Genomic DNA, 18,681 nt, shown 5'->3' with positions numbered 1-18,681 from the left:
CTGATTCTACCGTCGATGCCGGGGCAGCGTGATGTCAGCTTCATGCAGAAGGACGGTCGCGACCGTTGCCGTGCGCGGCAACAACCGGCGCAGATGCATGCGATGGCGCCGCCTGAAGACGCATTCAGGAACGCACCTCCGGACGGACGCACTTCAAGACGGCTCGTGGCCCGCCTTGCCGCTGCCCTGCCCGTCACCCGGTCGAGCGTTGCCCGTGGGCGCAGGATCGCCCACCGGTTGTTCAGCGCCCAACGGCTTTTGCGCCGCTACGTCCGCCTGCGCCGCTTCTGCGTCGCGCGACTCGTGACCCGGCTGGCTCACCTCGGCGGCTCCACCCTGCTTCGCCGGTTCGCCGCTCACCCACACCGTGCGCTGCGGGTTCGCGATGCGGATGCCGCGCGCCCGGAACTCGTCCGCGATGCGCCGGTTGAACTCGCGCTGCACGCCCCAGCGCGCCTTGTCGGTACATTGCACCTGGCCCGCAAGCGTGACCGCCGCGCCATCCACCGCGTCCACACCCCAGAACGCGAAGTCCGAGAGAATGCCGGCCTTGAACCTCTCGTCTTCGCGCAAGGCGGCGCCAATCTCAGTTAGCGTCTCGACGGCGCGGTCCACGTCTTCGCCGTAAGCGATGTTCACCTTCACCGCTGCGTTGCCGATGCCGCGATTCGTGTTGTTGATGGTCGTGACCGAACTGAACGGCACCGTGTGCAACGAGCCGTCGCCGGCGCGCAGCCGCACCGTGCGAATCGACAGATACTCCACCGTGCCCGATACGCCCGCGAGCGTCACCCAGTCGCCCACCTGCATGGCGTTCTCCATGAGCAGGAAGATGCCTGTGATGAAGTCCTGCACGAGCTTTTGCGAACCGAAGCCGAGCGCCACGCCGAAAATGCTCGCGCCCGCCAGCAGCGGCCCCGTGTTCACGCCGAGTTCCGAGAGGCCCGTCAGCACCACGACGAGCGCGATCACGATGAAAAGCAGCGTGCGCACCATCGGCACGAGCGTCCTCAAGCGCGCGGCACGCACGAAGTCGCCGCTCGTAGTCCAGTTGTCGAGTCGCCGTTCGATGGCGACGTTGATGGCTTCCCACGCAACCAGCGCGACGACCGCCGCAACGGCGATGGTCGCCAGCGCCGACGCGAGCCGGTGCCCCACGGTGCCGTCCGCGAACAGCATGCGCAGGTCCACGCCCCACACGAGCAACAGCAGGAACACGGTGACGAGGGTCACGAACGCCGAGACGATGCCGCGCAACAGCGGGTAATAGCGATACGCGCGCTGCTGCACGAGCGACGAGGGCGCCCCTTCCTTCTGCTGGAACAGACGCGCGAGCGCGCCGTGCAACACGATGGACGCCACGCGTGCACCGATCAGGATGGCGACCGACATTCCGCCCGTATGAAGCAGCAGGCTGTAGCCGTCGCGCACGTCGAGCGCCCAGACGAACCACAGCGCCATCACGACGAACACCGCGATGCCGGCCCACGCGTCGGCAAGCAGATTGCCCGCGATCGAAAGCGACTGGCGGTGAGCGCTGTGCTCGCGCAGCCAGGCGGCCACGGGCTTGCGGCTTTGCAGAATCATCACGGCGATCATGACGTGCGCGATGAGCGCGATCGCCTTCATCAACGCCGCGTGCGCGCCTTCGTTGAGCCCGAGCGCCGCGGCAGTCTCCGCTACGGCCGCGCCGGCGCCCGCAATCACGACGATGCGCACGATCCAGCGCTGCAGCCACACCGCCCAGTGGTCCGAGAAAAACAGCAGCCGCAGACCCGGCGCGTCCGGCTGCGCGAAGAATTCGCCGACGATTACGACCACACGGCAGATCACGTAGATATCGATGAGCGAGCCGATCACGCTGTCCGCGGGCGAACCGTCTGTGGTGAAGAGCGACATGGCGCCGCTCGCCACCGCGACGAACGCGACGAGCGGCAACGCCCGCAACAGCGCGCGTAGCGCAGCGCGCGGCAGATGCCGCAGCAGCGACCAGTGCTGCGCGGCGTGCAGCTTGCCGCGCGCTTCCTTGGCGGCGCCGGTCGTTGTGCGTGGCGTGGGCTCGACGGAGTCCGGGCGGCTCACGTCGCTCCTCGCGTCCTCCGCTTTACGTGCCGCAGCCGCCGCTGCGCGCTCGCGCTGCTCGGCCTGATCCGCCTGATCGCGCCGGCGTGCCGCAACGGTGCGAATCACGTGCCGCAGTGCGCGGCGCGCACCCCACTCGACGATGAACGCCGGCAACAAGGTGGCAAGCAGCGCGAGCGCCACATCGCGCGCCGCGGCCTGCTTCGCGGGATTCGTCAGCGCGTCGGCCCACCATGCGCGCAATGACGACACATCGAGCAATGCCGCCGCGGACCGCCGCAGCGCCGTCGCCACGTGCACCGCCCAGTGCGCGCCTTGCCGCGCAAGCTGCGCGGCGAGCCCATTCGACTGCAATGCCGCGGAGGCCACCGTGCCACTTGCCGCTGTCGCCGCGCTCGCGGCGGCGGGCGCGCTGGCGGGCGCGGCAAGCGCACCGGCTGCCGCGATGGCACGCAACGTGTTCTCGACCTGGGCGCGCCGTGCCGGGCTTTCGAGCACGTCGAGCGCGGCGCGCGCCTGATCGGGCGTCAATCGCGGCGCACTGGCTGCGGCAGCCGACGCGGCACTGGCCGACGCAGCGCTCGCAGGCACCGCGGCCGCACAGGCGTTGCGCGCCGTACCCGCGGCGAGGAACAGCGACACCAGCAACATGAACGGAACGAAAGCGACAGACGTAGACGATTTTTTTCGCATGAGTGACGTAACGGGCAACCTCGATGAAAACAGTCAGGGGCGATCGCGGTAGCACGGCTCGTGCCTCGCGGCGGCAGCGACGGGCGATGCAAGGTGATGCGGGAAAAGCGCGTGGACCGGGCCTTCGGATCGAAACCGGTATCGATAAGTCCGCGCGCGGGCCTCTCAGGTTCCCTCACACGTCACCCTATGCCACTCAAGAGCGGCCGCGCCGGCACCATCCCTAGCCATTTTCAAACCCTCAGGCGCCCCTGCGCGGCTTGATGCAGGTCAACGCCAGCAAACAGACACGCCGCACAGTACAGCGTGAACCTCGAACGAAGCGCAACGTCGGCTGCCATCCGAGCGTTAGCTGCTTTCCCCCGCCGCTTTCCCTGACAGCGTGTTGTAAGCCGCCTCGCGGCGGCAAGGTACCGCGGCGGCGGGCCGCCATCCTCTGGCGCAGAATTTGCATTATCGGCAACACCCAAGGCGCCGGCAAAACGACCGGCGCAAAACAAGGAGGAGACAATGCGTGACGATGTCCGTCACGTCGCCGGCCCGTCGGCGACGCGCGAGTCCAGCTGGCTCGCCCCGGAAATCCAGAAGTCTCACGAACGTTCGGAAATGTACGGTCTCAGCGCCTCCACGCGCCCGGACTACGACGTGCTTCCGGCCTCCGAACTGCGCCTCAAGCTCGAGCAGAACCGCATTCTGTGCGCGCACGCCACGCCGGTCATGGAAACGCTGCACGAGCAGATCGTCAACACGCAAAGCATGATCGTGCTGACGGACTCCCAAGGCTTGATCCTGCATTCCGTCGGCGACGACGACTTCCTGCGCCGCGCCGAGAAAGTGGCGCTGCGTCCCGGCGCGAACTGGGCCGAAGACCGCCAGGGCACCAACGCGATCGGCACCGCCATCGCGGAACGCTCGCCCACGGTCGTGCACGGCGACCAGCACTATCTCGCGGCCAACCGCTTTCTCACGTGTTCGAGCGTGCCCATCGTCGACCCTTATGGCGACCTGATCGGCGTGCTCGACGTAACGGGCGACCACCGCAGCTATCACCAGCACACCATGGCGCTCGCGCGGATGTCGGTGCAGATGATCGAGAACCATCTGTTCATGAACACCTTCCGCGAAACGCTGCAGATCGCGTTTCATGCGCGCCCCGAGTTTCTCGGCACGCTGATGGAGGGCATTGCCGCATTCACTTCGGACGGCCGCTTTCTCGCCGCGAACCGCAGCGCGCAATTCCAGCTCGGGCTGCCGCTTTCGGCACTGCGCGCACACACGCTCTCGTCGCTCTTTGGCGTGGGGAGCGCGCAACTGCTCGAACGGCTGCGCGCAAGCCCTGGCCAGTACATTGCGCTGAATCTGCACACCGGCGCCACGGTCTGCGCGAAGGTGGACTTCCGCCGGCCGGCGCTGCCCGCCTCCACAGCGCGCGCCTTGCAGGCCGATGCGGCAGAGCACGACGGCACGGCACAACCGGCCCCCGCAGCGGCAAACGCCCCAGCCACGGGCACCGGCGCCGCGACCGCCCATGCCCGCTCCACCATGCTCTCGCGCCTCGCCTACCTCGACACCGGCGATCCACAGGTGTCGGCGGTCATCGGCAAGGTGCGCAAGGTGATCGGCAAAGACGTGCCGATTCTGATCAACGGCGAAACCGGCACCGGCAAGGAACTGCTCGCGCGCGCCATTCACAACGACTCGCCGCGCCATGCGGGGCCGTTCGTCGCGGTGAACTGCGCGTCGATTCCCGAAACGCTGATCGAATCGGAACTGTTCGGCTACGAGGAAGGCGCGTTCACCGGCGCGCGGCGCAAAGGCGCTGTCGGCAAGCTGCTGCAGGCCAACGGCGGCACGCTGTTTCTCGACGAAATCGGCGACATGCCGTATCCGCTCCAGGTGAGGCTGCTGCGCGTGCTCCAGGAGCGCCAGGTCAACCCGCTCGGCTCGGCGCGCTCGATTCCCGTGGACATCGTCGTGGTCTGCGCCACGCACCGCGACCTGCGCGAGATGATTGCGCAAAACCGCTTCCGCGAAGACCTTTACTACCGCCTGAACGGCCTCGTCGTGAAGCTGCCGCCGCTGCGCGAGCGCACCGATCTGGAAGCCGTGGTGCTCAAGATGCTGCACCACGAGTCGCAACAGGCGGGGCGCGCGGCGACCGACGCCCCGCTCACCGTGGCCGACGACGTCATGACGCTCTTCACGCAATGCACGTGGCCCGGCAACTTCCGCCAGCTCGCGAACCTGCTGCGCACGGCCGCCGCGATGGTGGACGAAGACGGCGAGATTCGCCGCGAGCATTTGCCCGACGATTTCTTCGACGACCTGCGCAACCCGCGCCCGTGCGTCGCATCATCCCAGGGACAACCCCAAGGCATCGCGCAGGTCATGCCGCTGCGCGGCGCGCGTCTGCAGGATGTGGAAGCGCAGGCCATCGCAGCAGCGGTCGCACAGCACGGCGGCAACGTGTCGGCCGCGGCGCGCGCGCTCGGCGTCTCGCGCAACACGATCTATCGCAAGCTGCCGTCGCTTTCGAACGAGGGCCAGGGTGAAGGCGCAGGCGAAGACGACAACGCCGTGAATTCATAATGCGTGTGGCGGCGCTCGCTTGTGTGCTGTTTCACCGTGCGGTTCTTCCGCGCTGTTCCGTTCTGGAACACCCGGTGTGGCACAACGGAACAGCACGCGCGGCGCACCGCGGCTCGATGACGAGCCGATAGCGTGCCCACGCCCCGCCTCGATGCGCTCCACTGCGAAGGCAACACGAAAGGCCAGACAAAAGCCCCGAGTTCAGTCCCAATTCAGCCAGATTCCCGCCCGCCTGCCCCGATGCCGCGTTCGATACGCGCATCGCGGCCCGCGTTCGCCGCTCGCTTTTGCAGCGGCAACGCGCACTCACCACCGGCATGGACCTTGCAATGAAAGCCCCGACCGCCAGCATTGCTGCGGTCTACATCCCATCCAACTCAAGGAGACAGCCATGCAATGGACCACCCCCGCCTATACCGACCTGCGTTTCGGCTTCGAAATCACGATGTACATCGCCAACCGCTAAACGGAACGCGACGCGCCGCGCGCATGCGGGCCGAAGGGCCACGCATGCGTTGACGGCGCCCGCCACGCAACATCATGAAGATCAGGATTCTGGGTTCGGGCGCGGGCGGCGGCCTGCCGCAGTGGAACTGTAACTGCGCCAATTGCACTCACGCCCGCAGCTATACCGGCGACATCCAGCCGCGCACGCAGTCCTCGATCGCCGTGAGCGGCAACGGTACGGACTGGGTTCTGATCAACGCCTCGCCCGACCTGCTCGCGCAGTTGCGCTCGCATCCCGAGTTGCAGCCTGCACGGTCGGTGCGGGACACCGGCATCGTGGCCGTGATGCTGATCGACGCACAGATCGATCACGTCACGGGCCTTCTGATGCTGCGCGAACGCACGACGCCGCTGCCGCTCTACGCGACGCCGCCCGTCTTCGACGACCTTTCCACAGGCCTGCCGCTCGTGCCGCTCCTCGCGCACTACTGCGGCGTGGACCGTCACGACATCGTGCTCGACGAACCGTTCGAGATTGCCCACGCGGGCGGGCTGCGCTTCACGGCCATCGCCGTGCAAAGCAAGGCGCCGCCCTACTCGCCGCGACGCGAGTCCGGCGTGCCCGGCGACAACATTGCGCTCGTGATCGAGAACGTGGCCAACGGTGCGCGGGTGTTCTACGCGCCGGGTCTCGCAGGCGCATCGCCTGCGGTGCTGGCAGCCATGAACTCGGCGCAGCTCGTACTCGTGGACGGCACGTTCTGGTCGCAGACCGAAATGATCGACCTGGGTCTCGCCGACAAGCTCGCCATCGACATGGGCCATCTCGCGCAGTGCGGCTACAAGGGCGAACCGGGCATGGTGCAACTGCTCGACGGACTGCCGCGCGCCACGCGCAAGGTGCTCATCCACATCAACAACACCAACCCCATACTCGACCCGCATTCGGCCGAGTACGCGGCGATCCGTGCGCGCGGCATCGAAGTGGCGCGCGACGGCATGCAATTCGAGGTTTGATCATGAACGCAGCCTTGCCCGCTTTTTCGCCAGCCTCCGCGTCGACGTCCACCGCCACGCCATACGATGCGCCGTGGCCCGCAGAGGAATTCGAGGCGCAGTTGCGCGCGCTCGGTGCGCGCTATCACATCTATCACCCGTTCAACGTGAAGATGAACAGCGGCGGGTGCTCGCCCGAGCAGATCCGCGGCTGGGTGGCGAACCGCTTCTACTACCAGATCAACATTCCGCTCAAGGACGCAGCCATTCTCTCGAACTGTCCGGACCGCGAAACGCGCCGGCTCTGGATCGAGCGGCTGCACGACCACGACGGCTACGGCGAGCACGCAGGCGGCATCGAAGCGTGGGCGCGGCTGGGCGACGCCGTGGGTATCAATCGCGACGAACTCTGGTCGCTCGAGCATGTGCTGCCCGGCGTGCGTTTCGCCGTGGACGCCTACGTGAATTTCGCGCGTCGCGCGCCGTGGCAGGAAGCCGTGTGCTCGTCGCTCACGGAAATGTTCGCGCCGCAGATTCACCGCGACCGGCTCGCGGGCTGGCCCACGCTCTACCCGTGGATCGAACAGGACGGCCTGCAGTATTTCCGCAGCCGCATTCCGCTCGCGCAGCGCGACGTGCAACATGGCCTCGCCGTCACGCTCGCGTATTTCACGACGCCGAAAGCCCAGCAGCGCGCCATGGAAATTCTCCAGTTCAAGCTCGACATTCTGTGGTCGATGCTCGATGCCATCGAAAAGGCGTACCCCGTATGAACACCGTCGATTCCGATCTCGGCGTGAACCCGCGGCCGTGTCTGCGCCGCATGTTCCGGCTGCAATGGGAGCCCGCGCAGAACGGCTACGTGCTGCTCTACCCCGAAGGCATGGTGAAGCTCAATCCGAGCGCCGGCGCCATTCTTGCGCGCTGCGACGGCACGCGCGAACTCGACGACATCATCGGCGAACTCGAAGAGCTCTTCAGTGCCTCCGACCTCGCGCCGGACGTGCATCGCTTCCTCTGGCACGCACGGCAACGCGGCTGGGTGGATTGAACGCATGAACGACGAGATGCAAGCCTCAGCACCCGCACCTGTGACGTTCGATCACGCTCATGGCGGGGCGGCGCCCGCGCCGCGCGAAGCCGCTGCGCCGCCGCTCTGGCTGCTCGCCGAACTGACGTGGCGCTGTCCGCTGCATTGCGCGTTCTGCTACAACCCCGTGGACTTCGCGCGCCACGAGGCCGAGCTCGACACGCAGAGCTGGCGCAACGTCATCCGCGAGGCACGCGCGCTGGGTGCCGCGCAGATCGGCTTCTCGGGCGGCGAGCCGCTGCTGCGCGACGACCTCGAAGAACTGGTGGGCTACGCGCGCGGACTCGGCTTCTACACGAACCTCATCACGTCGGGCATCGGCCTGACCGAAGCGCGCATCGGCAAGCTCAAGGACGCGGGCCTCGATCACATCCAGCTCTCGTTTCAGGACTCCACGCGCGAACTCAACGACTTCCTCACCAGCACGCGCACGTTCGAACTCAAGCAGCGCGTGGCGCGGCTCATCAAGTCGCACGGCTACCCGATGGTGCTCAACTGCGTGCTGCATCGCTACAACCTGCCGCACGTGGCGCAGATCATCGAGATGGCGCTCGACATGGGCGCCGAGTATCTCGAACTCGCGAACACGCAGTACTACGGCTGGGCGCTCCTGAACCGCACGCAACTCATGCCCACCGCCGAACAGCTGCGCGAAGCGGAAGACGTGGTCAACGCTTACCGTGCGCGCGTGGGCGAGCGCTGCCGAATCCTGTTCGTGGTGCCCGACTACTTCGAGGTGCGCCCCAAGGCATGCATGAACGGCTGGGGCTCGGTGTTTCTCGCCGTATCGCCCGACGGCACGGCGCTGCCGTGTCACGCCGCGCGGTCGCTGCCGGGACTCACGTTTCCGAACGTGCGCGATACGTCGATCAAAGACATCTGGTACGAAAGCACCGCATTCAACGCGTATCGCGGCGAGCACTGGATGAAGGAACCGTGCCGCGACTGCGACGAGCGCCACACGGATCACGGCGGTTGCCGCTGCCAGGCGTATCAGCTCGCAGGCGACGCCGCTGACGCCGATCCGGTCTGCTCGAAATCCGCGCATCACGGCGTGGTGGAGCAGGCGGTGAAGATCGCGCGGCAGCACGCGCAGGCGCATGACACGGCGGTGCAGCCGCTCGTGTTTCGCAGCAGCGAGAATTCATTTAAGGCGGGGTGAGGCCCTGAGTACGGTTCAGTTCTGGCCGGACCGAAGCACTCAACACAGGCCGATAGAAAAATGCCGCACGGAATGCCGCACGTTTTGCCGGGGCAAACGTGCGGCATTTTCGTTGTCGCGCGTCTTGCGCAGGCAGCACGCAAAAAAATGCGACCGCGCGGCTTCCCCCCTAAACACACGGAGCTTGCCGCGCGGCCGCCAACGGACCTACCTTGCGGTTGGGCCGGAGACAACGTGAAGCAGCGCTGCAGGATGAACGCCGAACGCGACCCGCCGCCTGCTCAACCGACTGTTGCTCCGCGGCGGTTCGATCGCGCTACGCCACGCGAAACACTGACACCGCGTCACGCAATCGGGCGGACTGGTCCTCGAGCGATTGCGCAGCAGCGGCCGCCTCCTCGACGAGCGCCGCATTTTGCTGCGTGACCTCATCCATCTGCTGGACTGCCTTGCTGATCTGTTCGAAGCTCAGACTCTGTTGCCGTGAAGCAGCCGCGATATCGCCGACGATAGTCGACACCTGTGTGATCGCCTTATGGATCTGGGTCATCGTCGAGCCCACGCTCGATGCATGATTGCTGCCTTCCCCAATCAATCCGACCGACCCATCGATCAGGGTCTTGATCTCTCTCGCCGCCGTTGCCGACCGTTGCGCGAGCGCTCTGACTTCGCTTGCAACAACGGCGAAACCACGGCCCTGTTCACCCGCTCTCGCGGCTTCCACCGCCGCGTTCAACGCAAGAATATTGGTCTGGAACGCAATGCCTTCGATCACGTCGGTGATCTGCGCAATCTCGCCCGAGCTGCTGCTGATTTTTGCGATCGTGTCGACCATCACCTTGACGGTCTGACCGCCGCTTTCGACCACGGCTGTCGCATCGGTGGCGAGATCGTTGGCTCGCATGGCGTGATCGGCGTTCGTTTGTACCGTTTCCGACAACTGGACGATGCTTGCCGCCGTCTCTTCAAGTGAGGCCGCCTGTTCCTCGGTGCGCGACGACAGATCGACGTTACCGCTCGATATTTCGGCGCTCGCCACCGCAACGCTTTGAGCGTCGCGGCGCACGCTGCTGACCACGTTCGTCAGCGAACGCTGCATGGCGTCCAGCGCCCCGAGGAGCGGCGAGAATTCATCGTTCGACGAATCGACGACGGGTACCGTGAAATCGCCGTCGCGCACTCTTTCGGCAACCTGCCGCGACGCTGCAATGCGGTTCCTGAGACGTCCCGCGATATACGACGAAAAGACGACGAGGCAAACGGCAATCACGCCCACGAGCGCCACCATGACAAAGCGTATGGAACGTGCAGACACGCCAATGTCGGCCACCTCGCGTCCCAGTTGTTCCTGCTGCCTTGCCCGTTCTTCGGCCAGCCATTTCTGCATGTGAGAAAAGGTGGGAATGGTCTGCGCGGTCAACATCGCGAACGCCTCGTCGCGATGTCCGTCTGCCACGAGTTGCAGATTCGCTTCCTGCTGCGGCCAGGTATCGGCCTGCATTCGAAGCCAGACATCGCGAAACGACTGCTTTGCTGCGGGGTTGGAGATATTGGCGAGAAAGGCATCGTCATTGCGGCTGATTTGCTGCCGCATCGCGACGATGTCCTGGCGGGCGCTGTCGACGCCCTCCTTCGAAGTCACGAGCATGGCCTGGCGCAGGTCGAGCATGACCTGCGTGACACTCAGCTCCGTGCTGGCGATGTACTCGAGTTGATGCACGCGGATCTCACCGGCGTTTTTGGCGAGTTCCTGAACGTGGGCCAACTGGACCCAGAAGACGACTGCAACGGCCGCCAGGAAGACGATCAACGCAGCCGAGATGGCATAGAGCCGGGCGACGAGACCGGTTCGAACGAAGCTTTTCATAACCCATACCGGAAAGATTGACCACTCGTTACCTTCAGTGATCCTGACTGATGGCGTGGTGGTTCGTTGTAAAAGCAGACGGGCTGAATGCCTCTCGCTGTAGCAGAGAAAAGCCGACCATCTACGACTCGGCGTCAGGCGTGTTCCCGACATATCGGGCTGCCCCGTCACGTTCCCCGACCTTGAGTGTGCAACCGTGCGGATACATAGGAGACGACACGCTGACTCTCTGCTTATCGACTCGCCTTGCGGCTACTGAAGGCACGCGGCGAAGCGCTACCCTCCTGAATCGCATGTTCTCGACCTAGATCAACGAATAGAAGCGCCCCTATTTTTTAGATACAACGCAAGCTCCCCATACGGGCATGACACCTCGCGCAAACGCTAAAAGCGCCGCCGGCATGATTCGCCGGCGGCACCTTCGAAGCGCACTGCGTTGGTACGTCTTACTGCGACGCCCCCACCGTGACAGCCGACCCCGCGTTGAGCGGCGTCGCCGACGCCTTCGCGGCGTCCGCCGTGAGCTTCGTCGCGCCGGCTGCGTAGCCGTTCGAGTTCAGCAGGTACGCCATGAGGTCCGCGTAGTCCTGGGGCTTCAGCTTGCCGGGGTTGTCGGCGGGCATGTTGGTGAACATGTAGGTGAACACGCCGCCAATGGTGAGATGCGAGCCCGACGCGGGCGCAAACGCGGGGCCCTTCAACGCAGGCGCGTTGAGGCCTTCAAGATTCGCGCCGTGGCACTTCGCGCACGCCCCTGCATAAAGCTTCTTGCCGTGCGCGACCTGCGCGCTGACGAACGAAGGCGCACTGGCCGTGCTCGCATCCACCTTGATGAAACCGCCACCCTGCGCGGAAGACGACAGCCCCGCAGACAGCAACGCGGCGCCGTAGGCGTTCGGCCCATGCGTCGGTGCCGGACCGTCGCGGTAGGCGAACGCATCGGCCTGCGTATGGGACGTGGCCAACTCGCCAACAGAGGTTGCCGCCACAGCCGTCTTCGGCAGCGCCCATTGCTGCGTCATGGCCGCAAGCCGCCCATCCGCGGACATCGCCGCCAGCGCCGCATCCACGCGCGGCTGCAACGCGGCGCTCTTCGCGCCGAACGCGAACACGAGATGCCAGTCCGCGTACGGCGACGACGTGCCCGCCACCGCGAGCCGCTGCTGCGGATGCGCAAGCCGATACGCCACGAGCGCCGGATACCAGACGATGGCGCGTCCGGCGTGACCCGCCACGACCGCATCGACGGTGGACTCCGAGGTGTTTTCGAGCACGAGCCGCGCGCCCTTCTGCTGGACCGCGATGAGTTGCCCCGGGCTCGCATAGGTGGCGGCAATCACGTTTGCGGTGTTCGCGGACGCAGCCGCGGCGTCGGTGGTCACGCTCACGTAGCCCGAGCGCAGATAGCCGCGCGAGAACTTGAGCTTGCTGTCGGAAGCGTCCGCCGCCGTGGAGCGCGGGAAGCCCGCAATCACGTCGCAGTGCCGCGCAAGCGCCGCGTTGAGTTCCTTGAGCGAGACGCCGTCGTCGTCGCTTGCGCCGAATGCGCCTTCGAGCACGGTGGCCTCGATGTGTGCGGCCTTGAAGGCTTCGCGTGCGACGGCGCGATCGAGCGGCGCCGAGGGGCTGCCGGGAAACGTGCAGACGCGCACGCCGGCGAAGGCATCGGCAGACGAAAGTGCGGTGCCTGCGAGCAGCGCACTCGTGAAAGCCAGCGAAGCCAGGCAATGAAGTCGGGTATTCATGAGAGTACTTTCCGGTAAGCACCGGCGCAGCCGCGCGCACGGCGGACGAAAGCCGCCGCGTCGCGCTGCGCCGGGTTAGATCACGCGCCGCCGAGCGCGAAGACGTAGAGCGTGCCGCCGCGCGGTACCTTCTCCGCGGCCTTGGCCATCGGGCCGCCCCAGATCGGGTTGGCACCGCCGTAGCCCGCGAGCACCGCGACGTACTCCTTGCCGCCCGACTCGAACACCGCAGGCTGCGAGACGATGCCGCTCGCGAGTTTCGGGCTCTGCCACAGCACCTTGCCCGTGGCTTCATCGAACGCGTAGAGGTGGCCGTCCAGCGCGCCGCTGAACGCGATGCCGCTCGCCGTCGTCGCCACGCCGCCGTTCCACGGCAGCTTGCTCCAGTGGCTCCACACCTTCTTGCCGGTGTTCACGTCGATGGCCTGCAACTCGCCGAAGCCCTTGCTGCCCGGTTCGGGTTTGATCTCGAAGCCTTCGCCGAGATACGGCAGCCCTTCCATGAAGTTCACCGACTTGCCCGAGAGCGTCATGCACGCATGCAGCGCGGGCACGATGGCGAGATGGCGCTCAGGGTCGTACGAGAGCGACCACCAGTTCTTGCCGCCCAGGAAGCTCGGGCAGGTTTCGATCGTCGTGCCCACCTTCGGGTACTTCGACTGGTCCTGGATGGGCGCGCCCTCGGGCGTGTAGCCCGTTACCGAGGTCGCCTTCACGAATGCCTTCGCGTAGATCAGTTTGCCGGTGCCGCGGTCAATCGCATCGAAGTAGCCGTTGCGGTCCGCGTGGATGATCGCGTCGTAGTCCTTGCCTTCGTACTTGATCTTCGCGAGCACGGGCGTGTTCACGCCGTCGTAGTCCCACGTGTCGTGGCGCGTGTACTGGTAGTGCCACTTGAGGTCGCCGGTCTTCGGGTCGAGCGCGAGCAGCGAGTCGGAGTAGAGGTTGTCGCCGGGACGCAGATCCGCGAGCCACGGCCCCGGATTGCCCACGCCCCAGTAGAGCGTGCGCGAATCGGCGTCGTACGTGCCCGTGAGCCAGGCCGGCGCGCCGCCGTGTTCCTGCATGCCGTCGGGCCAGGTGTTGCCGTTCTTCTCGCTCGCGCCGGGTATCGTGAAGCGCTTCCAGAGCACCTTGCCGTCGTCGGGGCTCAGCGCCGCGATGAAGCCGCGCGCGCCGTACTCGCCGCCGGCGCTGCCCACCACGAGCGCGCCGTCGATGGCGAGCGGCGCAAGCGAGAACGCGTAGCCGAGACCCGGCTCGAACATCGACTTCTTCCAGACGAGCGCGCCCGTCTGCGCATCCAGCGCCGCCACTTCGCCGCTCAGCATCGCGACGTAGACGTTCTTGCCGTAGAGCGCCACGCCGCGATTCACGACGTCGCAGCACGCCGTCTTGAACGACTCGGCGCCCAGCTTCGGCTCGTATTTCCAGAGCTGCTTGCCGGTAGTGGCGTCGAACGCGTAGACGTTGTCTTTCGGCGTGGTCACGAACAGATAGTTGCCGTTGACGATAGGCGTTGCTTCGAAGCCCTGTTGCAGTTCGGCGGGAAACTTGTAGGTCCACGCCTGCTTGAGCGTCTTCACGTTGGACGTGTCGATCTGCTTGAGCGGCGAATGCGCGTGACCGTTATAGGTGCGGTAGTAGGTGAGCCAACCGGGATCGTCTTGCGCCGACGCGAGGCGGTCGTAGGTCACGGCCGGATACTCGTCGGCATTCGCGGCCGTGGCGGCAATGGCGGCCAGGCCGAGACTCGCGGCCAGCGCGACGCCCAGGGCGAGCGCCGTGGGCCGCGTAGCCGTTGCTAAACGTGCTTTCATCCTTGTCTCCTGTCGATTTATCGAGGGCGATGCCCGGTTGCGGCGCCATCGTCCGGTAAGCGTCAATGGCAGCGCGCCGCTTTTTGCAAGTCGCATGCCATTGATCTGCCTCAAGCCTTCTTTAGCGATTTGCCTTGCGTGGCAGGGGATGAAGCGTGAAACGTCCGGCGACGCGGAATGCCGGTCGCGCGTTCGAGGTGTTGCAGTCTGGTACAGCCGCAGGCCGCGTGTGTTGCCGGAGGGAACAGTCCCTTGAGTCGGGGGAGTTCCTAACGAACGGGATCAAGCGTTGGATCGCGTGCTCGATCGCGTGTTGAACGGCGCCTCGCGTTGCATGCGCCGCATGTGGCCCACGCAAACTCGCAATGGCATGGTTCTCGCTGAACGGGTGCCCAGCGCGAAGCGCACATCAGATCAACGCATCCGTGTTTTCCCGCGCTTCAGTGCGGATTCAGTGCGGAACCTGCCGGACGTGCAGGCACGGATGCCGTCCCATCCATGGAGGAGAGACATCATGAACCACGCGGAAATGCAGTTCCTGACCACCGAATACCCCTACAAAAAGCAGTATGGAAACTTCATCGGCGGCGAATGGGTGAAGCCCGTCGGCGGCGAGTATTTCGACAACGTCTCGCCCATCACCGGCGAGCCGTTCACCTCGATTCCGCGCTCGCGCGCCGAAGACGTCGAACTCGCGCTCGATGCCGCGCACCGCGCCAAGGACGCCTGGGGCAAGGCCTCGCCCGCCGAGCGCGCGAGCGTGCTGAACCGCATCGCCGACCGCATGGAAGCCAACCTGCAGCGCCTCGCCGTCGCGGAAACCATCGACAACGGCAAGCCCCTGCGCGAAACCCTGGCCGCCGACATCCCGCTCGCCATCGACCACTTCCGCTACTTCGCCGGCTGCATCCGCGCCCAGGAAGGCTCGGTCTGCGAGGTCGATCACGACACCGTCGCCTATCACTTCCACGAGCCCCTCGGCGTGGTCGGCCAGATCATTCCGTGGAACTTCCCGATCCTGATGGCCGCCTGGAAGATCGCCCCCGCACTCGCCGCCGGCAACTGCATCGTGCTCAAGCCCGCCGAGCAGACGCCCGCTTCCATCCTCGTGCTGATGGAGCTGATCCAGGACATCCTGCCCAAAGGCACGCTCAACGTCGTGAACGGCTTCGGTCTGGAAGCCGGCAAGCCGCTCGCCACCAGCAAGCGCATTGCGAAGGTCGCCTTCACGGGCGAGACCACCACGGGCCGCCTGATCATGCAGTACGCGAGCGAGAACATCATTCCGGTGACGCTCGAACTGGGCGGCAAGAGCCCGAACATCTTCTTCGCCGACGTGATGGACCGCGACGACGGCTACTTCGACAAGGCACTGGAAGGCTTCGCGATGTTCGCGCTGAACCAGGGCGAGGTCTGCACGTGCCCGTCGCGCGTGCTGATCGACGAGAAGATCTACGACCGCTTCATGGAACGTGCGCTCAAGCGCGTGGCCGCCGTGCAGCAGGGCCACCCGCTGGACCCGAAGACGATGATCGGCGCGCAGGCCTCGCAGGAGCAGCTGGAAAAGATCCTCTCGTACATCGACCTGGGCCGTCAGGAAGGCGCGCAGTGCCTCACGGGCGGCGAGCGCAACGTGCTCGCGGGCGAACTCTCGAAGGGCTACTACGTGAAGCCCACAGTGTTCCGCGGCCACAACCGCATGCGCATCTTCCAGGAAGAGATCTTCGGGCCGGTGGTGTCGGTCACGACGTTCAAGACCGAAGAGGAGGCGCTGGAGATCGCCAACGACACGCTGTACGGCCTGGGCGCCGGCGTGTGGACGCGCGACGGCACGCGCGCGTACCGCTTCGGCCGCGCGATCCAGGCGGGCCGCGTGTGGACGAACTGCTACCACGCGTATCCGGCGCATGCGGCGTTCGGCGGCTACAAGCAGTCGGGTATCGGCCGTGAAACGCACAAGATGATGCTCGACCACTACCAGCAGACCAAGAACCTGCTGGTGAGCTACAGCGAGCAGCCGCTGGGGTTCTTCTGAGCGGTGGCTTGATGCGTTGGTGAAAGACGGGCGGCGGGCGGAAGAAACGCACGCCGCACGCCGCGGCTCCATACGTGCAGACGCAGCCCTTCACCCGCCAAGATCGGGAATAGCCTTCACCACCATCTCGAACAGGTGGTCGAGGTCGCTCTCCGTCTTCATGCCTTCGAACGGGTCGCGATTGGCGCCGAACGCGGCGTCAACCTCGATCCAGTCTTCGCGGGTCAGGAAACGCAGCGCGGCCGGCAGGATCAGTTCTTCTTCGAGGCGGCGGTGTTCCGCGAAGAACCGCGCGTATTCGTAGACGCTGTCGCGCAGTGCCGCGAAGGCCGCCTCGTCCGCGAGTTCGTAGCGCGTGAACGCGCGCTCCAGTTCGCGCACCTTCGCTTCGCCTTGCGCGTGCTGGTGCTCCAGTTCCTCGATGATCTCGTCGAGATCCGCCGTGCGCATGCGCAGCCGCGCGAACAGATAGCAGTCTTCCTTCGGGTGATGGATCTGCTCGGGATATTCGCGGATGTAGTAAAGCATCGCGCGGAACACGATGGCGTCGGGCGTTTGCGCGCGGGCATCGACAAGCTCGATGAAACGCTGCATGCCACCAACCACCACGGCAAGCTGCTGGTGTTCCCTGATGATGGCCTGCACGGCCGTATGCATGGCGGACGGCACCATGATGTTTCTCCTCGCGGCAATCGCGGCAATTCGTGGCAATTCGCGGACGACGGACGGCCCGCAGCAAACCGGCTGACGTCCTTCGAAAAGTATCGTGCCGCCACGAAAGCCAGCCTTGACCGCAATCAATCCGCACACGGGGCGTTGCACGAGACACTTCCACGCACGCCGATGAGCCGATCCGTGCCCCGGGCCTGGCTGCGCGCCCGTCGTCGGCCAAGGGAAAACCCTATAATTTGCATTTTTCCGGCGGGCGATCGCCATCACGCGGTCTGCAGCGCGGGAGCCCCCGGCACACGGCGCCTGGCGAGTGAGCCGGCAAGCACGGCAAACGCCGGACCACCCACGGCGGCGAAGTCCTCGCACGATCGGCATCGCCGGCCCCCTCAATCACCATCGGGAACGCGCCCTTCACGGCGCGCACATGACATGAAGCGAATCGGAGCGTTTTTCGTCGCGAGCTGGCTGGCAGCAGCCACGCTCTATCTGGGCCGGCACTCGGTGCCCTTCATGGCACTAAGCGGCGTCATCGTGTTTGCCGGGCTCGATCTGCTGCGCCCTTGAGGGCAGCCGCTTGTCGACGATAGCGGCAGTTCATGCGCGGCGGGTCGCACTGATCCCGCACTGACCCCGCACTGACTCGTTCGATGGCGCAATGGCGCATCGGGTGCTAGCCTGCCTCTGCCACTCCGGCAATCACCACCCCGCACAGGAGAAAGCAATGAAGAAATCGCGTGTGTTTCTCGGGTCGCTGATCGTCACCGGCATGCTGGCTGCGTCGGCCGTCAGCGCGCAACCGCCGCACGACGACCACGGAAGAGGCGATCACGGCAAAGGCGAGCAGGGTCACGGCCGGGGTCATGGCCCCGAGCGCATGCCGCCGGGCCACAGCCCCGACGGTCCGGGCGCGTCCGCCTACGCGCCGGGCCACTGGCGCAAAGGCGATCGCCTGCCGCCCGAATACCGCGACCGCCAGTACGTGATCGACGACTGGCGCGCCTACCGTCTCGGGCCGCCGCCGCGCGGCTACACGTGGATCGGCGTGGGTGGCGATTACCTGCTGGTGCAGATCTCCTCCGGCATCGTGCTGCGCGTGGGGCCCTAGAGCGCAACGAATCAGGGCCGCGGGTCCCGAGCCCTGATCCGACACGCCCGATCAGTCGACATCTCCCCTTCTGTCCCCCCCACTCCCGCTCACGTCGCCTGCGTGGCACGAGGCGCCCTCGCACGAAGGCGCCTCATCCCTTCCGCTTCGTACCCAACGTATCTGTCGCACGCCGACACGCTCGCTTACGCGACCGCGCCTTCCCGGCCGCCGTGCAGGCTGCGCGCCCCTCCCCACCCGACAACGAGAACACCTCGCGCAAGCCGCGCGGATGTGAGCCGTGCATGACGGGCAGGTAAGCGGGAGATGTCCGCCACCACGGTCGGCCGCATTACCAAGGGCGCTTGATCGTGGTCAACAAACCCCAAGCGGGTGGAT

At 65.9% G+C, this 18,681-nt stretch carries 14 protein-coding genes; 9 read left to right on the top strand and 5 right to left on the bottom strand.

The genetic code is table 11. The annotated features are described in order from the left end of the window. Positions 1-153: 153 nt before the first annotated feature. Positions 154-2,733 (bottom strand): mechanosensitive ion channel family protein, encoded by a 2,580-nt coding sequence (locus PKKP23_RS10985; RefSeq protein WP_240658897.1) that lies wholly within the window; start codon positions 2,731-2,733, stop codon positions 154-156. Between the two features lie 552 nt (positions 2,734-3,285). Between PKKP23_RS10985 and PKKP23_RS10980 the strand changes: the two genes are divergently transcribed. The 6 genes from PKKP23_RS10980 to pqqE all read left to right on the top strand — a co-directional run bounded on the left by PKKP23_RS10980 (position 3,286) and on the right by pqqE (position 9,059). Then, on the top strand, positions 3,286-5,364 hold the full coding sequence (locus PKKP23_RS10980; protein WP_126876878.1) for a sigma-54-dependent Fis family transcriptional regulator: 2,079 nt from the start codon (positions 3,286-3,288) through the stop codon (positions 5,362-5,364). A gap of 391 nt (positions 5,365-5,755) precedes the next feature. Further along, the gene (pqqA, locus tag PKKP23_RS10975) at positions 5,756-5,830 is read left to right on the top strand and encodes a pyrroloquinoline quinone precursor peptide PqqA (RefSeq protein WP_006410019.1); all 75 of its coding nucleotides are present in this window, start codon (positions 5,756-5,758) and stop codon (positions 5,828-5,830) included. 74 nt (positions 5,831-5,904) lie between these two features. Then, a complete protein-coding gene (gene pqqB, locus PKKP23_RS10970) occupies positions 5,905-6,828 on the top strand; it encodes a pyrroloquinoline quinone biosynthesis protein PqqB (RefSeq protein WP_126876877.1) in 924 nt (307 codons plus the stop codon). A gap of 2 nt (positions 6,829-6,830) precedes the next feature. Then, entirely contained in the window at positions 6,831-7,580 is a 750-nt protein-coding gene (gene pqqC, locus PKKP23_RS10965) for a pyrroloquinoline-quinone synthase PqqC (RefSeq protein ID WP_420873215.1), read from the top strand. Next, entirely contained in the window at positions 7,577-7,858 is a 282-nt protein-coding gene (pqqD, locus tag PKKP23_RS10960; RefSeq protein ID WP_126876876.1) for a pyrroloquinoline quinone biosynthesis peptide chaperone PqqD, read from the top strand. The genes pqqC and pqqD overlap by 4 nt, the downstream gene beginning before the upstream one ends. A gap of 4 nt (positions 7,859-7,862) precedes the next feature. Then, entirely contained in the window at positions 7,863-9,059 is a 1,197-nt protein-coding gene (pqqE, locus tag PKKP23_RS10955; protein WP_240658893.1) for a pyrroloquinoline quinone biosynthesis protein PqqE, read from the top strand. 316 nt (positions 9,060-9,375) lie between these two features. Here pqqE and PKKP23_RS10950 read toward each other — a convergent pair whose 3' ends face one another. The 3 genes from PKKP23_RS10950 to PKKP23_RS10940 form a co-directional block, all read right to left on the bottom strand. Further along, complete coding sequence (locus PKKP23_RS10950; RefSeq protein ID WP_338120145.1) at positions 9,376-11,079, bottom strand: methyl-accepting chemotaxis protein; 1,704 nt, start codon at positions 11,077-11,079, stop codon at positions 9,376-9,378. Between the two features lie 293 nt (positions 11,080-11,372). Then, the gene (locus PKKP23_RS10945; RefSeq protein ID WP_126876875.1) at positions 11,373-12,671 is read right to left on the bottom strand and encodes a c-type cytochrome; all 1,299 of its coding nucleotides are present in this window, start codon (positions 12,669-12,671) and stop codon (positions 11,373-11,375) included. A gap of 80 nt (positions 12,672-12,751) precedes the next feature. After that, a complete protein-coding gene (locus PKKP23_RS10940) occupies positions 12,752-14,491 on the bottom strand; it encodes a methanol/ethanol family PQQ-dependent dehydrogenase (protein WP_017772989.1) in 1,740 nt (579 codons plus the stop codon). A 514-nt stretch (positions 14,492-15,005) separates the two neighbouring features. Here PKKP23_RS10940 and adh point away from each other — a divergent pair. Further along, on the top strand, positions 15,006-16,526 hold the full coding sequence (adh, locus tag PKKP23_RS10935) for an aldehyde dehydrogenase (protein WP_017772343.1): 1,521 nt from the start codon (positions 15,006-15,008) through the stop codon (positions 16,524-16,526). 90 nt (positions 16,527-16,616) lie between these two features. Here adh and PKKP23_RS10930 read toward each other — a convergent pair whose 3' ends face one another. Beyond that, a complete protein-coding gene (locus PKKP23_RS10930) occupies positions 16,617-17,198 on the bottom strand; it encodes a hemerythrin domain-containing protein (RefSeq protein ID WP_126876874.1) in 582 nt (193 codons plus the stop codon). Positions 17,199-17,627: 429 nt separating this feature from the next. On the opposite strand from PKKP23_RS10930, the gene PKKP23_RS34820 reads away from it, so the two are divergent. Further along, the gene (locus PKKP23_RS34820; RefSeq protein WP_017772987.1) at positions 17,628-17,762 is read left to right on the top strand and encodes a hypothetical protein; all 135 of its coding nucleotides are present in this window, start codon (positions 17,628-17,630) and stop codon (positions 17,760-17,762) included. A gap of 157 nt (positions 17,763-17,919) precedes the next feature. Beyond that, the gene (locus tag PKKP23_RS10920; protein ID WP_126876873.1) at positions 17,920-18,303 is read left to right on the top strand and encodes an RcnB family protein; all 384 of its coding nucleotides are present in this window, start codon (positions 17,920-17,922) and stop codon (positions 18,301-18,303) included. The last annotated feature ends 378 nt before the right edge of the window (positions 18,304-18,681 follow it).

Source organism: Paraburkholderia kururiensis JCM 10599 = LMG 19447, from assembly GCF_003986935.1.
Lineage (GTDB): Bacteria > Pseudomonadota > Gammaproteobacteria > Burkholderiales > Burkholderiaceae > Paraburkholderia > Paraburkholderia kururiensis.
This window is presented reverse-complemented; position numbering and strand designations above follow the sequence as displayed.

Excerpts from the sequence above, each read along its gene's own strand:
- PKKP23_RS10985 (WP_240658897.1), bottom strand. The coding sequence starts at position 2,733 with ATGTTGCTGGTGTCGCTGTTCCTCGCCGCGGGTACGGCGCGCAACGCC.
- PKKP23_RS10980 (WP_126876878.1), top strand. The coding sequence starts at position 3,286 with ATGCGTGACGATGTCCGTCACGTCGCCGGCCCGTCGGCGACGCGCGAG.
- pqqB (WP_126876877.1), top strand. The coding sequence starts at position 5,905 with ATGAAGATCAGGATTCTGGGTTCGGGCGCGGGCGGCGGCCTGCCGCAG.
- pqqC (WP_420873215.1), top strand. The coding sequence starts at position 6,831 with ATGAACGCAGCCTTGCCCGCTTTTTCGCCAGCCTCCGCGTCGACGTCC.
- pqqD (WP_126876876.1), top strand. The coding sequence starts at position 7,577 with ATGAACACCGTCGATTCCGATCTCGGCGTGAACCCGCGGCCGTGTCTG.
- pqqE (WP_240658893.1), top strand. The coding sequence starts at position 7,863 with ATGAACGACGAGATGCAAGCCTCAGCACCCGCACCTGTGACGTTCGAT.
- PKKP23_RS10950 (WP_338120145.1), bottom strand. The coding sequence starts at position 11,079 with ATGTCGGGAACACGCCTGACGCCGAGTCGTAGATGGTCGGCTTTTCTC.
- PKKP23_RS10945 (WP_126876875.1), bottom strand. The coding sequence starts at position 12,671 with ATGAATACCCGACTTCATTGCCTGGCTTCGCTGGCTTTCACGAGTGCG.
- PKKP23_RS10940 (WP_017772989.1), bottom strand. The coding sequence starts at position 14,491 with ATGAAAGCACGTTTAGCAACGGCTACGCGGCCCACGGCGCTCGCCCTG.
- adh (WP_017772343.1), top strand. The coding sequence starts at position 15,006 with ATGAACCACGCGGAAATGCAGTTCCTGACCACCGAATACCCCTACAAA.
- PKKP23_RS10930 (WP_126876874.1), bottom strand. The coding sequence starts at position 17,198 with ATGGTGCCGTCCGCCATGCATACGGCCGTGCAGGCCATCATCAGGGAA.
- PKKP23_RS34820 (WP_017772987.1), top strand. The coding sequence starts at position 17,628 with ATGAAGCGAATCGGAGCGTTTTTCGTCGCGAGCTGGCTGGCAGCAGCC.
- PKKP23_RS10920 (WP_126876873.1), top strand. The coding sequence starts at position 17,920 with ATGAAGAAATCGCGTGTGTTTCTCGGGTCGCTGATCGTCACCGGCATG.